The following is a 15,970-nucleotide window of genomic DNA, read 5'->3' as shown; positions in this document are numbered from 1 at the left end:
TCGTTCGAGCGGGTTGCCGTCGACGGGGCGCCGAACTCAGAACAGCAGCGAAGTGAGTCGGTTCCGCGCCGCGAGCACGCGCGGGTCGCCCGCGCCGATCAGCCCGAACAACTCCACCAGACGCTCACGGACGGGCGTGCGCTGATCGGAGGGGAGCTTCTCGAACAGGTCCAGCAGCCGGCCGAACGCATCGTCCACATGTCCACCCGCCAGATCCAGGTCGGCGACGTCGAACTGCGCCTGGACATCGAGCGGACCGTCCGCGGCCGCTGCGCGTGCCGTCTGCAGATCCAATCCCTGGGTGCGGTCGAGCAACCGGACCTGGCCGAGGCCAGCGCGAGCGTCCTCGTCACGCGGGTTCTCCGCCAGCGCCTTCTCGTAGGCGGTGACCGCAGCGGCGTAGTCACCGATCTCGATCGCCGCGAACGCTTCTGCGTGCAGCGGCGGAAGCGGAGGCTCCTCAGGCGCCTCGTCGTCGGCGACGGCGTCGCCCACGGGCAGGGAGCCGGTGACTCCGTTCTGAGCGGCGAGCTGGAGCAGCTGCGCGAAGACCTCGCGGACCTGCTCCTCCGGCACGGCTCCGGTGAACATCGGCACTGGCTGTCCCGCGATCAGGGCGACCACCATCGGGATCGACTGCGCGCGGAAGCTCTGTGCGAGCTGCGGGTTCGCGTCCACGTCGACCTTCGCGAGCAGCACACGGCCACCCAGCTCTCTCGTCACCTTCTCGATGATCGGACTGAGCTGCTTGCACGGACCGCACCACTCCGCCCACAGGTCGATCACGACAGGGACGGTGCGGGAGATCTCGAGGACCTGGCCGAATGTCTCGTCGGTCGCGTCGACGACCACGTCACCGACGCGCGGCGCGGGCGCGCTCGACGTGGAAGGGTCCGGTCGGTTGCGCAGGCTGGACAGGTCGACAGCGCCGCGCAGGGCAGCGGGAGAGATATCGGTCACTTGATCACCTTCGCGGAGACGAGGTCCTGGTGGACGGCAAGGAGGCGGATCTGCTCAGTGGATCCCTGAGCAGGGACCGCGAAGAACAGCTGGAACGAATATGTGGTCTCGATGCCCTTCGCGGACTCCGACACTCCCGTGAGTGCCTTGGCCTGGGCGTTCTCGCCGAAGCGGATCACGGCATCGGCGACGGTCGGCGTCACGGTCTCGGTGTCGGTGACCACGACGCTGACGATCGCGCCACTGCCGAGCGTGGTCATCGCCACAGGCGCGTCGTCGGTCGGGGCCATGTCGAACGTGGCCTTCGACGTCTCCGACGCGTTGTTGTCCGCGAGTTTCTGCACCACTTCCTGGCGGCTATCCCTGATCGACTTCGCGAGGTCGAGGGAGAGATCGTCGAACAGTCCGTAGGCCTCGCTCTTCTCCCCCTCGTCGACGACACCGGAGAAGGCCGCCGCGAGGTCGGCGGGCGGAACGCTGAGGAAAGCGGAATCCTCCGGCACCAGCGAAGTACCCAACCAGCTCGCTGCGACTTCGGGGAGTGCGACGTCGGCGGACATCTCCGCCATGTTGGACACCTTGTAGTTGGACCACGGGTCCTGTTGCGTCATCGTGAGGATCACCGGAGGAACGGTGTCGTCGCTCGTGCTCTTCGACAGCAGGAGAACGGTGCGCGGCCAGCGATCGGTCGCCTCCGGCAGCACGACCTCGACCTTGTCGGTCGGGATCACGGCGGGAGGTGCCGTGTCGGGGAGCTCGGTGCGCAGCGCGTACGCGGTCGTACGCGCGGTGAGCGCCGGCCCGTCGAGTCGGGTCGCCGCGAGATCCAGATCAAGCGCGGTGTCCGCGTCGACGAGGGTCGTGGAGATCTCCTGCAGGATCCGCGTCGCCTGCGCCTCCGTCACGGCCGGGGGCTTCTGGTTGTCGGGAGCGATCACGGTGGGCGTCGGCGACGGAGTAGCCGACGCTTCGTCGAACTGCGGCCAGGAATCCGCCGAGCATCCGCTCGCCAGGAGAGCCGTGAGGCCGATGGCCGGCAGGGCGATCAGACGAAGCCGACGCCGCGGAGTGCGCGCGGAGCGCAGTGAGGTCTTGGCATCGGGGTCCTTGGTCTCGTCCACGATCTCGGCGTCCTCCACCTCGGAAGAATCAGGAGTCTGCGGAGCCGATGCCGGCGCGGACTCGAGCGCGTCCCGTTCACCCGGCGGGAGAGTTGCGACGTCGATCGGCTCGGTGATGGGCAACGGTCCCGGCCCCTTGCGACGGGGACCCCGCCCGCGTCGCTGGTGGCGGATGCCGAGCACATACAGGATCAGACCGACCAGCAGCACGGCGCCGCCCGCGGCCATGAGGGGGCCCGCCCACGGAGTCGAGTTGTCCAGGGGCCAGGAGATCGCGATGTCGTCCGGCGCGTCCTGAGTGCCGTCGTACGCGATGAGCACGCTCATCCCCTCGGGAAGCTGCATGTTGTCGGCGATCAGAGCGTCGGTATCGCTGAACGAGTCGAGCCACAGATCGGATCCGACCGGATTGTGGGCGACGGGCTCGTCCGTCTTCTCGCCGTCGCCCTCATCCTCGACGGGGGGTGCCGCGACGTGCTCGACATCCAGGCCGCCGTCCTTGGCCACGCTGACCTGGTTGTAGTCCGACTCGGCGAGCCATGCCTCGAGATCGGTGGTGCGCCCGTAGGCGGCGAAGATATCGCCGTCGCCGCGGATCAGCAGCGTCTGCGCACCCGGATTGCTCCTGAGCACCTCGCCATCCATCAGCACGAACGGCGCGGGCTCCTGGACCTCGACCTTGGTCTGCTCCGATGACGGCCCCATGAAGATGGTCCGCTGAGCGATCCCGGCCCCGATCAGCACCGCGGCCAGCACGAAGGCCACCACGGCCCATACGAAACGCACGAATAGTCTCCTCACGCATCTCGGAACCTGCCCGAGACGCAACACTCGACATTCCAGACTATCGAAACCACCTGTGTGTTGCCCACAGGTGGCTCCATGGGCTGCTGTTCGGCAGGTCGACAGGTTATCGAGGGCGGGGATCGATAGCCTGACACCAGCAGTCCCGAGGAGTCCAGATGAAGATCCACAATCCTTTCCGCACCGCCCTGGTGGCGACGCTCGGCGTGGGGCTGGGTATCCTCCTGATCGGCAGCGTGCAGAACCTGTCGACGGTCTTCCTCTATCTGGGCACCGCGCTGTTCCTCAGCCTCGGCCTCGATCCCGTCGTCGCCTTCCTCGAGCGCAAGAAACTGCCGCGGTGGTTGGCGGTGCTCGTCACGATCGTGGCCGTTCTGGCGATCTTCGCCGGCATCGTGCTGATGGTCCTGCCGATGATCGTCTCCCAGATCACGCAGCTCATCGATCAGATCACCCAGCTGGTGAGCCGGCCGGGGCTGCTCTCGGACATCGAGCAGTGGATCCTCGGCGTGTTCCCCAACCTCGACGTGCCGCGGGTTCTCGGCGAGGCACAGGCATGGCTGATCGGGAACGTGGGCGACATCACGAACAAGGTCATCAACGCGAGCGTCTCGATCGTCGCCGGGCTCTTCGGCGCGTTCATCGTGCTGATCCTGACGATCTATCTCACCGCGTCCACCCCTTCGCTCAAGGCGGCGGTCTACCAGCTCGCGCCCGCCTCGAAGCGGGATCGCTTCATCGACCTCGCGGAGCAGATCACCGACTCCGTCGGCTTCTACGTGATGGGTCAGCTCTCGTTGGGCGTGATCAACGGCGTGCTGAGCGCGATCTTCCTGTCGATCATCCAGGCGCCGTTCCCCGCCGTGCTCGCGGTCATCGCCTTCTTCTTCTCCCTGATCCCGCTGGTGGGTACTCTCACCGGGTCGACCCTGATCGTGTTGGTCTGCCTGATCCCCGGTCTGGGCTCCCCCGCCACTGCCATCGCGGCGGCCATCTACTACCTCATCTACATGCAGATCGAGGCGTACGTGATCTCACCGCGCATCATGAGCCGCGCGGTCTCCGTGCCGGGTGCCGTCGTCGTCGTCGCTGCACTGGCGGGCGGCAGTCTTCTCGGTCTGCTGGGCGCGCTGATCGCGATCCCGGTCGCCGCAAGCATCCTGATCATCTACCGGCAGGTGCTCATCCCACGGATGAACGAGCTCTGAGTCGCTTCAGCCGACCGGGGGCCAGTGCGTCGCGAGAGGAAGGGCAGCCGGGTTCACCGCGGCCACGATCTCGGTGAGCACTCTGCGGGTCTGAGTCTCGCCCACCCAGAGGTGCTTCCCGCCCTCCACGGCGATCAGCTGCGCATGAGGGATCGATGCGAAGCGCTCGCGCGCCTCCGCAGGGCGCAGGTAGTCGTCGAGCTCGGGAACGAGCACCACGACCTCACGATCCGTGCCTGCCCAGGCCGCGACCTCATCATCCGTCGCACGGTGCAGCGGTGGCGACAACAGGATCACTCCCTCGATGTCGTGGTCACGGCCGTACTTCAGAGCGAGTTCGGTGCCGAACGACCAGCCCACGAGCCAAGGACGCGGCAGCGCGCGCTCACGCACCAGATCCATCGCAGCGGCGACATCGAACTGTTCGGCGCCACCGCCGTCGAACGCACCGTCACTGGTACCGCGCGGCGACGTGGTACCCCGGGTGTTGAAGCGGAGTACCGCAAGGTCTGCCAGCGCCGGGAGCCGACCCGCGGCCTTGCGCAGGATATGCGAGTCCATGAAACCGCCCGCCGTGGGCAGCGGATGCAGGGTGACCAGAGTCGCCACGGGCGCGTTCGTCTCCGGAAGCGCGAGCTCGCCCACCAGAGTCAGTCCGTCGGCGGTCTGCAGCTCGACTTCCTCACGGCGGGCAGGCAGTTCCAACGGGCCACGGATCTCCATACTCACGCCATCCTCCAACAGTGTGTGTGCCAGTGTCTGCGCGCCGCCAGATCAGCGGCGTCGCCCAGCACGCCGTCGGCGCGCCAGGCGACGAGGTGCGCAGTTCCTGCCGCGACCTCTCGGCCGCAGCCGGGGCAGATGTACGCCTTCTGCGCCTGAACAGCCGACACGGGCTGCACGGTCCATTCAGCGCCGCGACGCGTCTCCGATCGCTTCCATCCGGCCATCAGCCGTTCGAGCGAAGCCTCGGCGTCAGGGCGCGCCGGATGCCGTTTGCGGGAGCGTGGCACGGTGCGCGCTCACCACCAGTGGTTGTTGGTCCAGAAGGCGTACGCCCCTGCCCAGCTCCCATAGCGACCGACCGCGTACCCGGTGGCCCACCGCAGATTGTCGACCGGGTTGTATCCGTTGCCGGGGACCTTGCTGCACGGCAGTGCCTGCACGAGTCCGCACGCCCCGGACGACGAGTTGGTCGCGTTCGGGTTCCAGCCGCTCTCGCGGGAGACGATGTAGTCCACGTACCCTTGGTCCGCCGCCGCGATCCCCGCCGCCGCCATCCACTCCGCCGGTGCACCACCGCCGCTGTAGAGCAGAGGCCCGCCTCCGCCGCTCGATCCGCCGGTGTTGGTCGCCTGCGCGACCACAGGCTTCGGCTTGGGTTTGGGCTTCACGTACACCTCGAACTCGCCGCGCTCGATCGGCGTGATCGCCGCCCCTTCGACCGTGACGGTCAGGTTCTGGGTATCGGCCAGAGCAACGGCGTAGACGCTGTCCGTCGTGTCAGCGGCAGGTGGATCAGCCAGTGCGACCCCGGTCGGCGCCATGATCGCCCCGGCGAATCCGACGACCGCGACGGCGCTGAAGACGCCGACGACACCGCGGCGTCGCGACCACCTCCGAGTACCTCTGCGCGCAGATGTCGCCACCGCCGCAGGTACCAGCGAGGCGTTGCTTCGTTCGAGTTTCATGTCGTTTCGGGAGTTCACGATGAAGGACAGTCTACGCAAAGACGCCTGAGACGACCATGGGAAGCCTCAGCGAACGGCCAGGATGACGTCGATGGTGGCATCGAGCAGGGCATCGACCTGCTCTTCGCGATAGCCGCCGCGCTGCATCCGGAATGCGGCAGAACGCAACTGCTCCGCGGTCAAGGCGTCGCCATCGCGAAGGTAGCGCACGATCCGGGTGGCGACGTGATCCACCTCGTCGACGCGATACCCGAACGTCAGAACACCGGTCCGCGCGAATCGATGACGCGCCGGACGCGCGAGATGGTCGAGGATGACCTGAGCGTCCTCACGCGCCTGCTCGACCCACGCCCCCGCACCTCGAGCACGCACGACCCGCTCACGCTCCCGCGCGGCGAAAGCGTCCTCGACGCGGCCCAGTGCCGCATCCACATCCGCGACGACGTAGCCGCCCTTGACGAGCGGGAACGACGCCGTCCGCACGTCGGCTGCCTCCAGCTGATCTCCCCCGAGCTCGAACGCCTTGCGCGCGGAAGCGAGAAAGGTGTCGACGGCTGCGCGGTGATAGCCGAGGGTGCGTCCGGTCGTGAGCGCGAAGGCGGGAGGTGCATCCTCTGCGGTCGCGGCATCCAGAGAACGGTCGGTCATGACAGCACCACCCAGGGTGAGAGGAGGAAGTAGAGGCAGAGCGCGGGGACGGTGGACGGAAGGATGCTGTCCAGCCGGTCGAGCAGACCGCCATGTCCGGGCAACCACGAGCTCATGTCCTTGATGCCGATGTCGCGCTTGAGCATCGACTCGCCGAGGTCGCCCAGAGTGGCGGAGAGCAGGATCGCCGCGCCGAAGATGAGCCCCGCCCACCAGGGCAGGTCGAGAAGGAAGATCGCGAGGAGGGTACCGGCGATCAACGATGCCGCGACCGCCCCCCCGAAGCCTTCCCAGGTCTTCTTCGGACTGATCCTCGGAGCCATGGGGTGACGCCCGAAAGCCAGACCCGCAGCGTAGGCACCGGTGTCCGCGGCGACCGCGATCGCGATGAAGCTCAGGACCCACCACTGCCCGCCTTCCTGCTTGAGCAGGATGAGGGCGACTCCAGCGAGGAACGGCACGTAGATCTGCACGAACCCGCCGACGACGGCGTCAGCGAGCACATCGCCGTACGTCCGACCGTCCTTCGAGATCATCTGGGCGACGAGCCGCCAGACGATCACGAACGAGACGGCGACGAACAGCGCGACCCAGCACAGCCAGATCTCGGCGAAATAGGCGGAGAGAACCAGGACCGCTGCGGCGATGAGCTGAGGGACGACATCGATACGCCGCCCGCCGGAGCGCAGAGCCCGTGAGAGTTCATAGACACCGAGAAGCGCCGCCGCCAGCGCGAACGGCACGAACAGCGCCTTGATGAAGAGCAGGGAGCCCAGAAGCGCGGCACCGAAAGCCAGTCCGATGACGATGGCCAGGATGAGGTCGCGGCCGGTGCGTTCCTTGATCCGCTCGTTCGCCTGATCCAGCTGATCCCGCGCGTGCGACACGTGAGTGCCCAACTCATCCCGCGCAGCCCGCCACTGCTCCCTGATCGCGTTGTGATCGGCGGTGTCGAGCTGCTCGGTCGTCACGACCTCCACTCCCCCGCTCTCGCGCTCCGCGCCGGGCAGCGGAGGACGCGGGGGGATGCTCGTCGCGTCGAACGCGGGGAAAGCCGTGTCCGGAAGCGGGATGCCGCGCGCGGAGCCGGCGCCGTCAGGCACTTCATGGCGCGACGGTGACGTCCCCTCCTCGTCATCTCGCGTGTCATCAGACATGCCGATTACACCTCGAGGAGTTCGGCCTCTTTGCGCTTGAGCGCGTCGTCGATCAGATCGACGTGCTGACGCGTGAGCGCATCGAGCTCCTTCTCGGCGCGAGCGATCTCGTCTTCGCCGAGTTCGCTCTTCAGAGCGTCGAGCTCGTCCTTCGCCTTGCGTCGAATGCCGCGGACATGCACCTTGGCGTCCTCAGCCTTGGTCTTGACGAGCTTCACATACTCCTTGCGACGGTCGGCCGTCAGCTCGGGCATCACGACGCGCACAAGGTTGCCGTCGTTCGTCGGGTTTGCCCCGAGGTTCGGCATGTCGCGGACGGCCTGCTCGATCGCCTTGAGCGCCGACTTGTCGTACGGCGTGATGATCAGCGTGCGCGCTTCCTGGTTGGCCAGCGAGGCGAGCTGGGCCAGAGGGGTCGGCGTTCCGTAGTAGTCGACCAGAACCTTCTGGAACAGCTGCGGATTGGCACGACCGGTGCGCACCGTGGAGAAGTCCTCCTTGGCAGCCTCGACCGCCCTGGTCATGCGGGAGGTGGTTTCAGCGAGGACATCCGCGATCACGGTGACTCCTATCGTCGGGGTGTTCTGGAAATTCTATCGGGCGCAGCCTGTTCGGCCGGATCACACGCTCAGGCGGTGACGAGTGTTCCGATCGGCTCGCCGAGCAGGGCGCGTGTCACGTTGCCTGCGGGCTCCATGCCGAAGACTCGCATGTCCATGTTGTTGTCCATGCAGAGGCTGAATGCCGTCGAGTCAACCACCTTGAGGCCGCGCTGGAGGGCGTCGCGGTACGTGACCTGCTCGATGCGCTCGGCGTCGGCATGCTTGTTGGGATCGGCCGTGTAGATCGCGTCCACACCGTTCTTCGCCACGAGCACCTCCTGGGCCCCGATCTCGAGAGCGCGCTGCGCCGCCACCGTGTCGGTGGAGAAGTACGGAAGACCGGCGCCGGCGCCGAAGATGACGACACGGCCCTTCTCCATGTGCCGCTCCGCACGACGCGGAATGTAGGGCTCCGCCACCTGGGTCATCGCGATCGCGGACTGCACGCGCGTCGCCGCTCCCGCCTGCTCGAGGAAGTCCTGCAGTGCGAGGGCGTTCATCACGGTGCCGAGCATGCCCATGTAGTCGGCACGACCTCGGTCCATGCCACGCTGGCTGAGTTCGGCGCCGCGGAAGAAGTTGCCGCCGCCGACGACGATGGCGACCTCGACGCGGTCGACGGCTGCAGCGATATCGCGCGCGATCTGGCTGACGACGTCGGGGTTGACGCCCAGCTGACCTGCGCCGAATGCCTCCCCGGAGAGCTTCAGAAGGACGCGGCGGCGTCCGGTGCGTTCGGTCATGGGTGTTGTCCTCTCATCCCGATTCAAGATAGTGCCTCGTGGGCACGAAGAAGGGGTTCGGATCTCGACGATCCGAACCCCTTCGACTTTGCTACGCGCCGACCTTGAAGCGCGCGAAGTCCGTCACGGTGATACCGGCGTCCTTCGCCACCTGGGCGACAGAGAGCTTGTTGTCCTTGGCGTAGTCCTGCTCGAGCAGCGCGACCTGCTTGATGAACGCGGAAACACGGCCCTCGACGATCTTGGGCAGCGCCGCTTCCGGCTTGCCCTCGTTGCGGGAGATCTCGGTGACGATCTCGCGCTCCTTCTCGACGGCGTCTGCCGGAACGTCCTCGCGAGAGAGGTACGACGGGTTGGCGAACGAGATGTGCTGAGCGATGCTGCGCGCAGTCTCGGCATCGTCACCCGAGTAGGCGACGACGACACCGATCTGCGGGGGCAGGTCCTTGCTCGTGCGGTGCAGGTAGACCTCGACCTTGTCGCCGGAGATCGTGCGCACGCGGCGCAGTTCGACCTTCTCGCCGATGATCGCGGCCTCCTCCGAGATGAGCTGCTCGACGGACTTGTCGCCCGCCTGAGCGGCGAGAGCGGCCTCGACCGAGTCTGCCTTGACGGCGGCGACAGCGTCGGCGACCTTCTCGGCAAGCGTGATGAAACGCTCGTTCTTCGCGACGAAGTCGGTCTCGCAGGCGAGCTCGATGAGCGTCACGGCGCCATCCTGCTCGCGAGCGACGACGAGGCCCTCGCTGGTGGAACGGTCGGCACGCTTCGCGTTGCCCTTGGCACCCTTCAGGCGCAGGATCTCGGTGGCCTTCTCGACGTCTCCGTCGGCCTCCTCGAGCGCCTTCTTGGTGTCGACCATTCCCGTGCCGAGCTGCTCACGCAGCGCCTTGAGGTCAGCGATGGTGAAGTTGGCCATGTGTGGTGGCTCCTTGCTTCGTTATGTATGTCGGTTCGAGGGGATTACTTGGCGTCGGCTGCCTCGGCGGCGGCGACCTCAGCGGTCTCCTCACCGGAAGCGGCGGCGATGGCCTCGTCGTGTGCTTCCGCACCGGCCTCGTCGGCAGCGGTCTCGTCGGCAGCCGGCGTCTCGACGACGGCGGCCTCGTCCTCAGCGGTCACGATCTCGGCGGCGTCGGCGGACTCCTGCACGGGGGTCTCGAGAAGCTCCTTCTCCCAGTCGGCGAGCGGCTCAGCGTCACCCGTCTCGGGGTTGTGCTTCTGCTGCAGGCCCTCGGCAGCGGCGTCTGCGATGATGCGCGTCAGCAGCGAGACGGAGCGGATCGCGTCGTCGTTGCCGGGGATCGGGTACTGGAAGTCATCCGGGTCGGCGTTCGTGTCGAGGATGCCGATCACGGGGATGCCCAGCTTCTTGGCCTCGTCGATCGCGAGGTGCTCACGCTTGGCGTCGACGACCCAGATGGCCGACGGCGTCTTGGTGAGGTTGCGGATACCGCCGAGCGACTTGTGCAGCTTGTCGAGCTCGCGCTTCTTGAGCAGCAGCTCCTTCTTCGTGAAGCCGCTGTTCGCCGGGGTCTCGTAGTCGAGCTCCTCGAGCTCCTTCATGCGTGCAAGACGCTTGGAGATCGTCTGGAAGTTGGTGAGGAGCCCGCCGAGCCAGCGCTGGTTGACGAAGGGCTGGCCCACACGGGTCGCCTGCTCGGCGAGGATCTCCTGCGCCTGCTTCTTCGTGCCGACGAAGAGGATCGTGCCACCGTGGGCGACGGTCTCCTTGACGAAGTCGTAGGCCTTGTCGATGTAGCCGAGCGACTGCTGGAGGTCGATGATGTGGATGCCGCTGCGCTCCGTGAGGATGAAGCGCTTGACCTTCGGGTTCCACCGACGGGTCTGGTGTCCGAAGTGCACGCCGCTGTCGAGCAGCTGGCGGATGGTGACCACAGCCATGGTCGTCTCCTGATTCTGGCGCGCTCTGCGCCGTTGAGGTTGTCAAGCCGATCTGACGATCGGACTTCCTGGCGCCCGGCGCACACCCGCCTGCTCTGAGAACAGGACCTGAGGGAGTGGATGCCGCGACGAGAGTCGCTGAGGGCACGCGTAGTCACCCCGATATCGAGGTGCTCCCCCAGCATACAGGATGCGCGACCGCACTCGTCCTGCACGACCGAACGGTCATGACCGAGTCTCCCCCTATCGGCTCCTCGCCCGCATCGACGACGGCCGATCCGTAACAGGATGCACGGATGACTTCCTCCATGCGACTGCTGAGCTGCCTGTTCGCGCTTGTGTTCGCGACGCTGTCCGCAGGAGACGCATGGCCCGGACCGGCGTCGGCGGCGTCTGCTCTCGCGGGGTCCGTGTCCGCGACGCCATCGGTCACGACGACCGACGCCCTCTCCGGGGCCCTCCCGTCCTGGGCCTGGCCGCTCACGGGCCCTCGCCGCGTCGCCGCGCCCTATCGTGCCCCCGCACACGAGTACGGCGCCGGGCATCGCGGTGTCGATCTCGTGGCCGAACCGGGCACCACCGTGTTCGCTCCGGCGGATGGCATCGTGGCGTACCGCGGGACTGTGGTGGACCGCCCCCTCCTCACGATCGAGCACCCCGGTGGCCTCGTCTCGACGGTCGAACCGATCACCTCGACGCTCTCTCCCGGCGAGGCGGTCTCGGCCGGGCAGCCGCTCGGGGCCGTCGACCTCGGTGGACACACACCGATCGGCGCCGTGCACCTGGGGGCACGTCTGAACGGCGAGTACATCAATCCGATGCTGCTGTTCGGACCTGTGGCGAGGGCGGTGCTGCTCCCGTGCTGCGCCGATGAGTGACGGCGCGACCGACCGCCGTCCCCTGAGCCGCGCCGGTGCGTGACACCGCGACTCGGGAGGACTCAGGCTCGGGGGTGCGCCAGGCGGTACGTCGCGGTCAGTCGCTCCGATGAGACATGGGTGTAGATCTGCGTCGTCCCCAGACTCGCGTGGCCCAGGATCTCCTGCACTGCCCGGAGATCCGCCCCACCGTCGAGGAGATGCGTGGCCGCGGTGTGGCGCAGTGCATGCGGTCCCACGGTCTCCGCTCCGACGACAGGAGACAGAACGCGGGCGACGAGCGTGTACACCGACCGGGCCCCGATGCGACCGCCACGGGCCCCGAGGACCAGTGCCGGAGATGCCGCGGGTGAACGTGCCACGAGCGTGGGGCGCGCCCGCCGGAGGTAGGCGGCGATCGCCTCTCCGGCCGGGAGGCCGAACGGAACCACCCGTTCCTTCGCGCCCTTTCCGAGGACGCGGGCCGTGCGACGGTCCAGGTCGACGTCGTCGATGTCGAGACCGCACAGCTCGGAGACACGGATGCCGGAGCCGTAGAGCATCTCGATGATCGCATGGTCTCGCAGCGCGATCGGATCGCCTCCCGCTGCCGCCGCTCGCTGGATGTCGAGAAGCGTCGCCATCGCGTCCTGGGAGGCGACGGTCGGCAGAGAATGTCCGCGCTTCGGGGCGATCAGCCGCAGGCTGGGGTCGTGCGCGATCAGGTCCTGCTCCTTCGCCCAGCTGAAGAAGGAACGTGCCGCGGATGCCCGTCGAGCGAGCGTCGACCGCGCATCCCCGCGCTGCGTAGCCTTCCAGAGCCAATCGCGTAGAGCTTCGAGGTCCACAGCAGCGAGGGCGACGGCACCGACGGACTCCGCCAGGTCGCGAAGGTCCGTACGATACGCCTTGACCGTTGCCGGCGAGAGCCGACGCACACGGATGAGGTGTTCGAGATACACCTCTGTGGCGGCGGACAGCTCCATGCACTCAGCTTGCCGTCGAACACGAGCGCTCGTGTGGAGCCTCGCCGCACCAGCCGCACCGCCCGGCGGCTGCCTCACGGGCGTTCTGTGGCGGCGCGCTACGAGGGTGACCGGCGCCAGCCACCTCCCACGGGGTGCACGAGCCCCTCGAGCTCCAGCAGGCCCAGGTGTGAGAGCACTCGTTCGACGGACAATCCGGAGCGGCGGGCGATCTCGATCGTCGGCTGCGCGGTACGACCGCCGAGCGCGTCCAGAACACGGACGCGCTCGGGGTCCACGCTCGCCCCTGCCGGGGTCCCGTCGAACGCCATGCCGCACAGCTCACGGACATCGGCAGCCGAGGTCACGCAGACCGCGTCGTACTCGCGCAGCAGCCGGTGGCACCCGGCAGAGGACGCCGAGGTGATCGAGCCCGGCACAGCCCCCAGCGGTCGTCCGAGCGAGGCCGCATGCCCTGCCGTGTTCAGCGAACCGCTGCGCCAGCCGGCTTCGACCACCACAGTGACGTCTCCCAATGCCGCGATCAGACGGTTGCGCGCGAGGAATCGCCACTTGGTCGGCGCGGCCCCGCAGGGCAGTTCGCTGATCACCGCACCTTCTTCGGCGATCTGCTTCAGCAGGCCGTGATGCCCAGCCGGGTATGCACGGTCCACGCCGCCCGCGAGGAATGCGACGGTCCCCCCTCCGACTCCGAGCGCGGCACGATGCGCGGCTCCATCGATCCCGTATGCGCCACCCGAAACGATGAGGGCGCCGGATGCGGCGAGATCACCGGCGAGCTCAGCCGCGACGTGATCTCCGTAGCCGCTGGAGGCTCGGGCGCCCACCATCGATACCCGCGGCGTGGCCGCCCAGCGACGAGGGTCTCCTCGCACCCACAGCGCGATCGGCGCGTTGGCACCGAGGTCATCCAGTGCGTGGGGCCAGAGGTCGTCGCTGGGCAGCAGAAGCTGCGCGCCGACCTCACGGGCTCCGCGCACCGCATCTCGGACCGCCCGTGCCTCCACCCGCGGGGTCCAGCGTCGCCGCCCCTCCGCCACTGCACGTCGTACGCGAGCATCTGCGGTGTCGAGGAGCGCATCGACCGCGCCCTCGCGCTGGGTGCCATCGATCGCGTACCGAAGGGCTTCCTCCGCCCCGAGTGCATGGATCAGAGCCCCGGCGATGCCGTCCCCCGGCTCGGCGAGCACACTCCACGTGGCACGCGCGAGCGCATCCACCACGTCCTCCCCCTCGCGGAGCAGGCGGATCTCATCCAGCGCTTCGGTGCTCGCGAACAGTTCGTCGATCACGGTGTCGTTCCTCTCCTCAGGTGCAGCGCGTGTCCGATCTCATCGAGGCCCGGCCTGTCGCGGCCGGAGATGTCTGCCAAGGTCCAGGCCAGACGCAGCACTCGGTCATACCCCCGAAGCGTGAGCGCGCCCCTCTCCAGTGCACGGTCGAGCGGGGATCGAGACGCCGCATCCAGGCGCAGCGCGCCCTGACGGAGCCATGTGCCCGGCACCTCCGCATTGCGGCGCCAGGGCGTGGTTCGCCAGCGTTCGGATGCGCGTTCGCGAGCCGCATGCACACGCGCACGAGCATCTTCCGACGTCAGCGACGACGCCGCGCCGAGCGGAGTCCTGTGCACGGCGACCCGCGCGACCTGGAGGTCGATGTCGACGCGATCCCGCAGAGGGCCGGACAACCGCGTCGCGTAACGCCGGATCGCCATCGGCGGGCACACGCACTCTGCGCCGCGGACACCGTGGTTCCCACACGGACACGGGTTCATCGCCAGAACCAGTTGGAACCGCGCCGGGAATCGAGCAGTGAACCCGGCGCGATGCACGTCGATCGCACCGGATTCGAGCGGCTGCCGCAGCGCGTCCAGGGCCACCCGGGAGAACTCCGCCGCTTCGTCGAGGAACAGCACCCCCCGATGCGCGCGGGCGATGGCTCCTGGCCGCGCCGCCCTGGATCCGCCACCGACGAGCGCCGCAACCGACGCGCTGTGGTGAGGAGCCTCGAGCGGGGGCGCCTCGTCGAGCCGGGCCACCATGTCTCCGCTGAGCGAGCGGACAGCCGCGACCTCGAGTGCTTCCTCCTCCGTCAACCGAGGAAGGATCCCCGGGAGCCGACGCGCCAACATGGTCTTGCCCGTACCCGGCGGGCCGCTGAGGAGCAGGTGGTGACCCCCGGCCGCCGCGATCATCAGCGCGTCCACGGCCTCGGGCTGACCGACGACGTCGGAGAGGTCGAGAGGGTCCTCGTGCACCGGAGCAGCTGCGGGCGCATCGACGGGAACCACATCGGGGACCTCGACCTCGGCTCCATGCCACACGGCGACCTCTGCGAGTGATGCGGCCGCACGCACATCGATGCCGGGGACCAGACGCGCCTCATCCTCGTTCGCCTTCGGGACGATGACACGATCGAAGCCCGCCCGCGACGCGGCGAACACGGCGGGGAGGATCCCCGGAACCGGGCGGAGACGCCCGTCGAGCCCAAGCTCGCCGATGTGCACGGTTCCCGCGATGGAGCGCCGAGCGAGCAGACCGCCGGCAGCGAGCGTCGCCACCGCGATGCTGAGGTCGAACCCCGATCCGTGTTTCGGGAGGCTCGCCGGAGAGAGGTTGACGGTGAGGCGACGACGGGGCAGATCCAGCCCCGCGTTCTTGCAGGCGTTGTGCACCCGCTGCACCGCTTCACCGAGGGCCTTGTCGGGGAGACCGATGATCTTGAACTCCGGCGTCTGGTTCGACAAGTCCGCTTCGACCTCGACGAGATGTCCATCGACGCCGGTCAGCGCCACCGCCCACGTCCGAGCGGTGGTCACGCCAGGTCTCGCAGATGTTCGAGCGAGGCGGTCTCGGGATCGGGGCCGACGATGCCGATGCCGTCGATCCTCAGGCTCAGACCGCGCGCCTGCGGCCCGTGCGCCTCCACCCACGCATGCGCAAGCCGCCAGAGCCGGCGTCTCTTTCGCTCGTCGATCGCCTCGAAGGGGTGTCCGAAGGCCGTCGTCCGACGTGTCTTGACCTCGACGATCGCCAGCTCATCGCCCTGCACCGCGACGATGTCGATCTCACCCTGCGCACATCGCCAGTTCCTGTCGACCACGTCGTAGCCGAGTCCCACCAGATGGGACACCGCGCGCTGTTCGCCCGCTCTTCCGAGATCATCTTTCGCTGCCATGGCCTCAGCATCGCGAAACGTCGCGTCTGAGAAATCCACTGGCGAGGTGCTATCCGGCCGCTCCGAACAACTCGATGAATCGTCCCGCGGTGCAGAGGAGGTGAGGCCTCA

At 67.9% G+C, this 15,970-nt stretch carries 17 protein-coding genes; 2 read left to right on the top strand and 15 right to left on the bottom strand.

Annotated features, from left to right (window positions below):
- Positions 1-36 precede the first annotated feature (36 nt).
- Together ACIOVG_RS11375 and ACIOVG_RS11370 are read right to left on the bottom strand one after the other, a co-directional pair.
- The gene (locus tag ACIOVG_RS11375; protein ID WP_400873205.1) at positions 37-960 is read right to left on the bottom strand and encodes a tetratricopeptide repeat protein; all 924 of its coding nucleotides are present in this window, start codon (positions 958-960) and stop codon (positions 37-39) included.
- The gene (locus ACIOVG_RS11370) at positions 957-2,867 is read right to left on the bottom strand and encodes a glycosyl transferase (RefSeq protein ID WP_400873203.1); all 1,911 of its coding nucleotides are present in this window, start codon (positions 2,865-2,867) and stop codon (positions 957-959) included. Before ACIOVG_RS11370 ends, ACIOVG_RS11375 begins: the two co-directional genes overlap by 4 nt.
- A gap of 176 nt (positions 2,868-3,043) precedes the next feature.
- On the opposite strand from ACIOVG_RS11370, the gene ACIOVG_RS11365 reads away from it, so the two are divergent.
- Positions 3,044-4,093 (top strand): AI-2E family transporter, encoded by a 1,050-nt coding sequence (locus ACIOVG_RS11365; protein ID WP_400873200.1) that lies wholly within the window; start codon positions 3,044-3,046, stop codon positions 4,091-4,093.
- Positions 4,094-4,099: 6 nt separating this feature from the next.
- Here ACIOVG_RS11365 and ACIOVG_RS11360 read toward each other — a convergent pair whose 3' ends face one another.
- The 9 genes from ACIOVG_RS11360 to rpsB all read right to left on the bottom strand — a co-directional run bounded on the left by ACIOVG_RS11360 (position 4,100) and on the right by rpsB (position 10,839).
- Positions 4,100-4,816, bottom strand: a complete 717-nt coding sequence (locus ACIOVG_RS11360) for an alpha/beta hydrolase (protein ID WP_400874744.1) — start codon at positions 4,814-4,816, stop codon at positions 4,100-4,102.
- Between the two features lie 2 nt (positions 4,817-4,818).
- Positions 4,819-5,106, bottom strand: a complete 288-nt coding sequence (locus tag ACIOVG_RS11355) for a hypothetical protein (protein WP_400873197.1) — start codon at positions 5,104-5,106, stop codon at positions 4,819-4,821.
- Positions 5,107-5,115: 9 nt separating this feature from the next.
- Positions 5,116-5,784 (bottom strand): transglycosylase SLT domain-containing protein, encoded by a 669-nt coding sequence (locus ACIOVG_RS11350; RefSeq protein WP_400873194.1) that lies wholly within the window; start codon positions 5,782-5,784, stop codon positions 5,116-5,118.
- Between the two features lie 66 nt (positions 5,785-5,850).
- Complete coding sequence (locus ACIOVG_RS11345) at positions 5,851-6,432, bottom strand: DivIVA domain-containing protein (protein ID WP_400873191.1); 582 nt, start codon at positions 6,430-6,432, stop codon at positions 5,851-5,853.
- Positions 6,429-7,589: a phosphatidate cytidylyltransferase gene (locus tag ACIOVG_RS11340; RefSeq protein ID WP_400873188.1), complete on the bottom strand. Its 1,161-nt coding sequence runs from the start codon at positions 7,587-7,589 to the stop codon at positions 6,429-6,431. Before ACIOVG_RS11340 ends, ACIOVG_RS11345 begins: the two co-directional genes overlap by 4 nt.
- 5 nt (positions 7,590-7,594) lie before the next feature.
- On the bottom strand, positions 7,595-8,149 hold the full coding sequence (gene frr, locus ACIOVG_RS11335; RefSeq protein ID WP_141872151.1) for a ribosome recycling factor: 555 nt from the start codon (positions 8,147-8,149) through the stop codon (positions 7,595-7,597).
- A gap of 68 nt (positions 8,150-8,217) precedes the next feature.
- Entirely contained in the window at positions 8,218-8,934 is a 717-nt protein-coding gene (gene pyrH, locus ACIOVG_RS11330) for a UMP kinase (RefSeq protein ID WP_400873185.1), read from the bottom strand.
- A 91-nt stretch (positions 8,935-9,025) separates the two neighbouring features.
- The gene (tsf, locus tag ACIOVG_RS11325; RefSeq protein ID WP_400873182.1) at positions 9,026-9,853 is read right to left on the bottom strand and encodes a translation elongation factor Ts; all 828 of its coding nucleotides are present in this window, start codon (positions 9,851-9,853) and stop codon (positions 9,026-9,028) included.
- Positions 9,854-9,897: 44 nt separating this feature from the next.
- The gene (rpsB, locus tag ACIOVG_RS11320) at positions 9,898-10,839 is read right to left on the bottom strand and encodes a 30S ribosomal protein S2 (RefSeq protein WP_400873179.1); all 942 of its coding nucleotides are present in this window, start codon (positions 10,837-10,839) and stop codon (positions 9,898-9,900) included.
- 296 nt (positions 10,840-11,135) lie between these two features.
- Between rpsB and ACIOVG_RS11315 the strand changes: the two genes are divergently transcribed.
- Positions 11,136-11,717, top strand: coding sequence for a M23 family metallopeptidase (locus ACIOVG_RS11315; protein WP_400873176.1), 582 nt, complete (start codon positions 11,136-11,138; stop codon positions 11,715-11,717).
- Between the two features lie 62 nt (positions 11,718-11,779).
- Here ACIOVG_RS11315 and ACIOVG_RS11310 read toward each other — a convergent pair whose 3' ends face one another.
- The 4 genes from ACIOVG_RS11310 to ACIOVG_RS11295 form a co-directional block, all read right to left on the bottom strand.
- Positions 11,780-12,682, bottom strand: coding sequence for a tyrosine recombinase XerC (locus tag ACIOVG_RS11310; protein ID WP_400873174.1), 903 nt, complete (start codon positions 12,680-12,682; stop codon positions 11,780-11,782).
- Positions 12,683-12,780: 98 nt separating this feature from the next.
- Positions 12,781-13,974 carry a DNA-processing protein DprA gene (gene dprA / locus ACIOVG_RS11305; protein ID WP_400873171.1) on the bottom strand — a complete coding sequence of 398 codons (1,194 nt, stop codon included), beginning with the start codon at positions 13,972-13,974 and terminating at the stop codon, positions 12,781-12,783.
- Complete coding sequence (locus ACIOVG_RS11300; RefSeq protein WP_400873168.1) at positions 13,971-15,500, bottom strand: YifB family Mg chelatase-like AAA ATPase; 1,530 nt, start codon at positions 15,498-15,500, stop codon at positions 13,971-13,973. The genes dprA and ACIOVG_RS11300 overlap by 4 nt, the downstream gene beginning before the upstream one ends.
- Positions 15,497-15,859 carry a YraN family protein gene (locus tag ACIOVG_RS11295; protein WP_400873165.1) on the bottom strand — a complete coding sequence of 121 codons (363 nt, stop codon included), beginning with the start codon at positions 15,857-15,859 and terminating at the stop codon, positions 15,497-15,499. Before ACIOVG_RS11295 ends, ACIOVG_RS11300 begins: the two co-directional genes overlap by 4 nt.
- Between the last annotated feature and the right edge of the window lie 111 nt (positions 15,860-15,970).

Source organism: Microbacterium sp. NPDC087591 (genome assembly GCF_044743625.1).
In the GTDB taxonomy this organism is placed as follows: domain Bacteria; phylum Actinomycetota; class Actinomycetes; order Actinomycetales; family Microbacteriaceae; genus Microbacterium.
The sequence above is the reverse complement of the archived record's forward strand: the minus strand, read 5'-3'. Positions and strand labels throughout refer to the sequence as shown.

Bases quoted from the DNA above. Each gene is read 5' to 3' on its own strand.
- ACIOVG_RS11365 (WP_400873200.1), top strand. From the start codon at position 3,044: ATGAAGATCCACAATCCTTTCCGCACCGCCCTGGTGGCGACGCTCGGC.
- ACIOVG_RS11360 (WP_400874744.1), bottom strand. From the start codon at position 4,816: ATGGAGATCCGTGGCCCGTTGGAACTGCCTGCCCGCCGTGAGGAAGTC.
- ACIOVG_RS11350 (WP_400873194.1), bottom strand. From the start codon at position 5,784: ATGAAACTCGAACGAAGCAACGCCTCGCTGGTACCTGCGGCGGTGGCG.
- ACIOVG_RS11345 (WP_400873191.1), bottom strand. From the start codon at position 6,432: ATGACCGACCGTTCTCTGGATGCCGCGACCGCAGAGGATGCACCTCCC.
- ACIOVG_RS11340 (WP_400873188.1), bottom strand. From the start codon at position 7,589: ATGTCTGATGACACGCGAGATGACGAGGAGGGGACGTCACCGTCGCGC.
- pyrH (WP_400873185.1), bottom strand. From the start codon at position 8,934: ATGACCGAACGCACCGGACGCCGCCGCGTCCTTCTGAAGCTCTCCGGG.
- tsf (WP_400873182.1), bottom strand. From the start codon at position 9,853: ATGGCCAACTTCACCATCGCTGACCTCAAGGCGCTGCGTGAGCAGCTC.
- rpsB (WP_400873179.1), bottom strand. From the start codon at position 10,839: ATGGCTGTGGTCACCATCCGCCAGCTGCTCGACAGCGGCGTGCACTTC.
- ACIOVG_RS11315 (WP_400873176.1), top strand. From the start codon at position 11,136: ATGACTTCCTCCATGCGACTGCTGAGCTGCCTGTTCGCGCTTGTGTTC.
- ACIOVG_RS11310 (WP_400873174.1), bottom strand. From the start codon at position 12,682: ATGGAGCTGTCCGCCGCCACAGAGGTGTATCTCGAACACCTCATCCGT.
- ACIOVG_RS11295 (WP_400873165.1), bottom strand. From the start codon at position 15,859: ATGGCAGCGAAAGATGATCTCGGAAGAGCGGGCGAACAGCGCGCGGTG.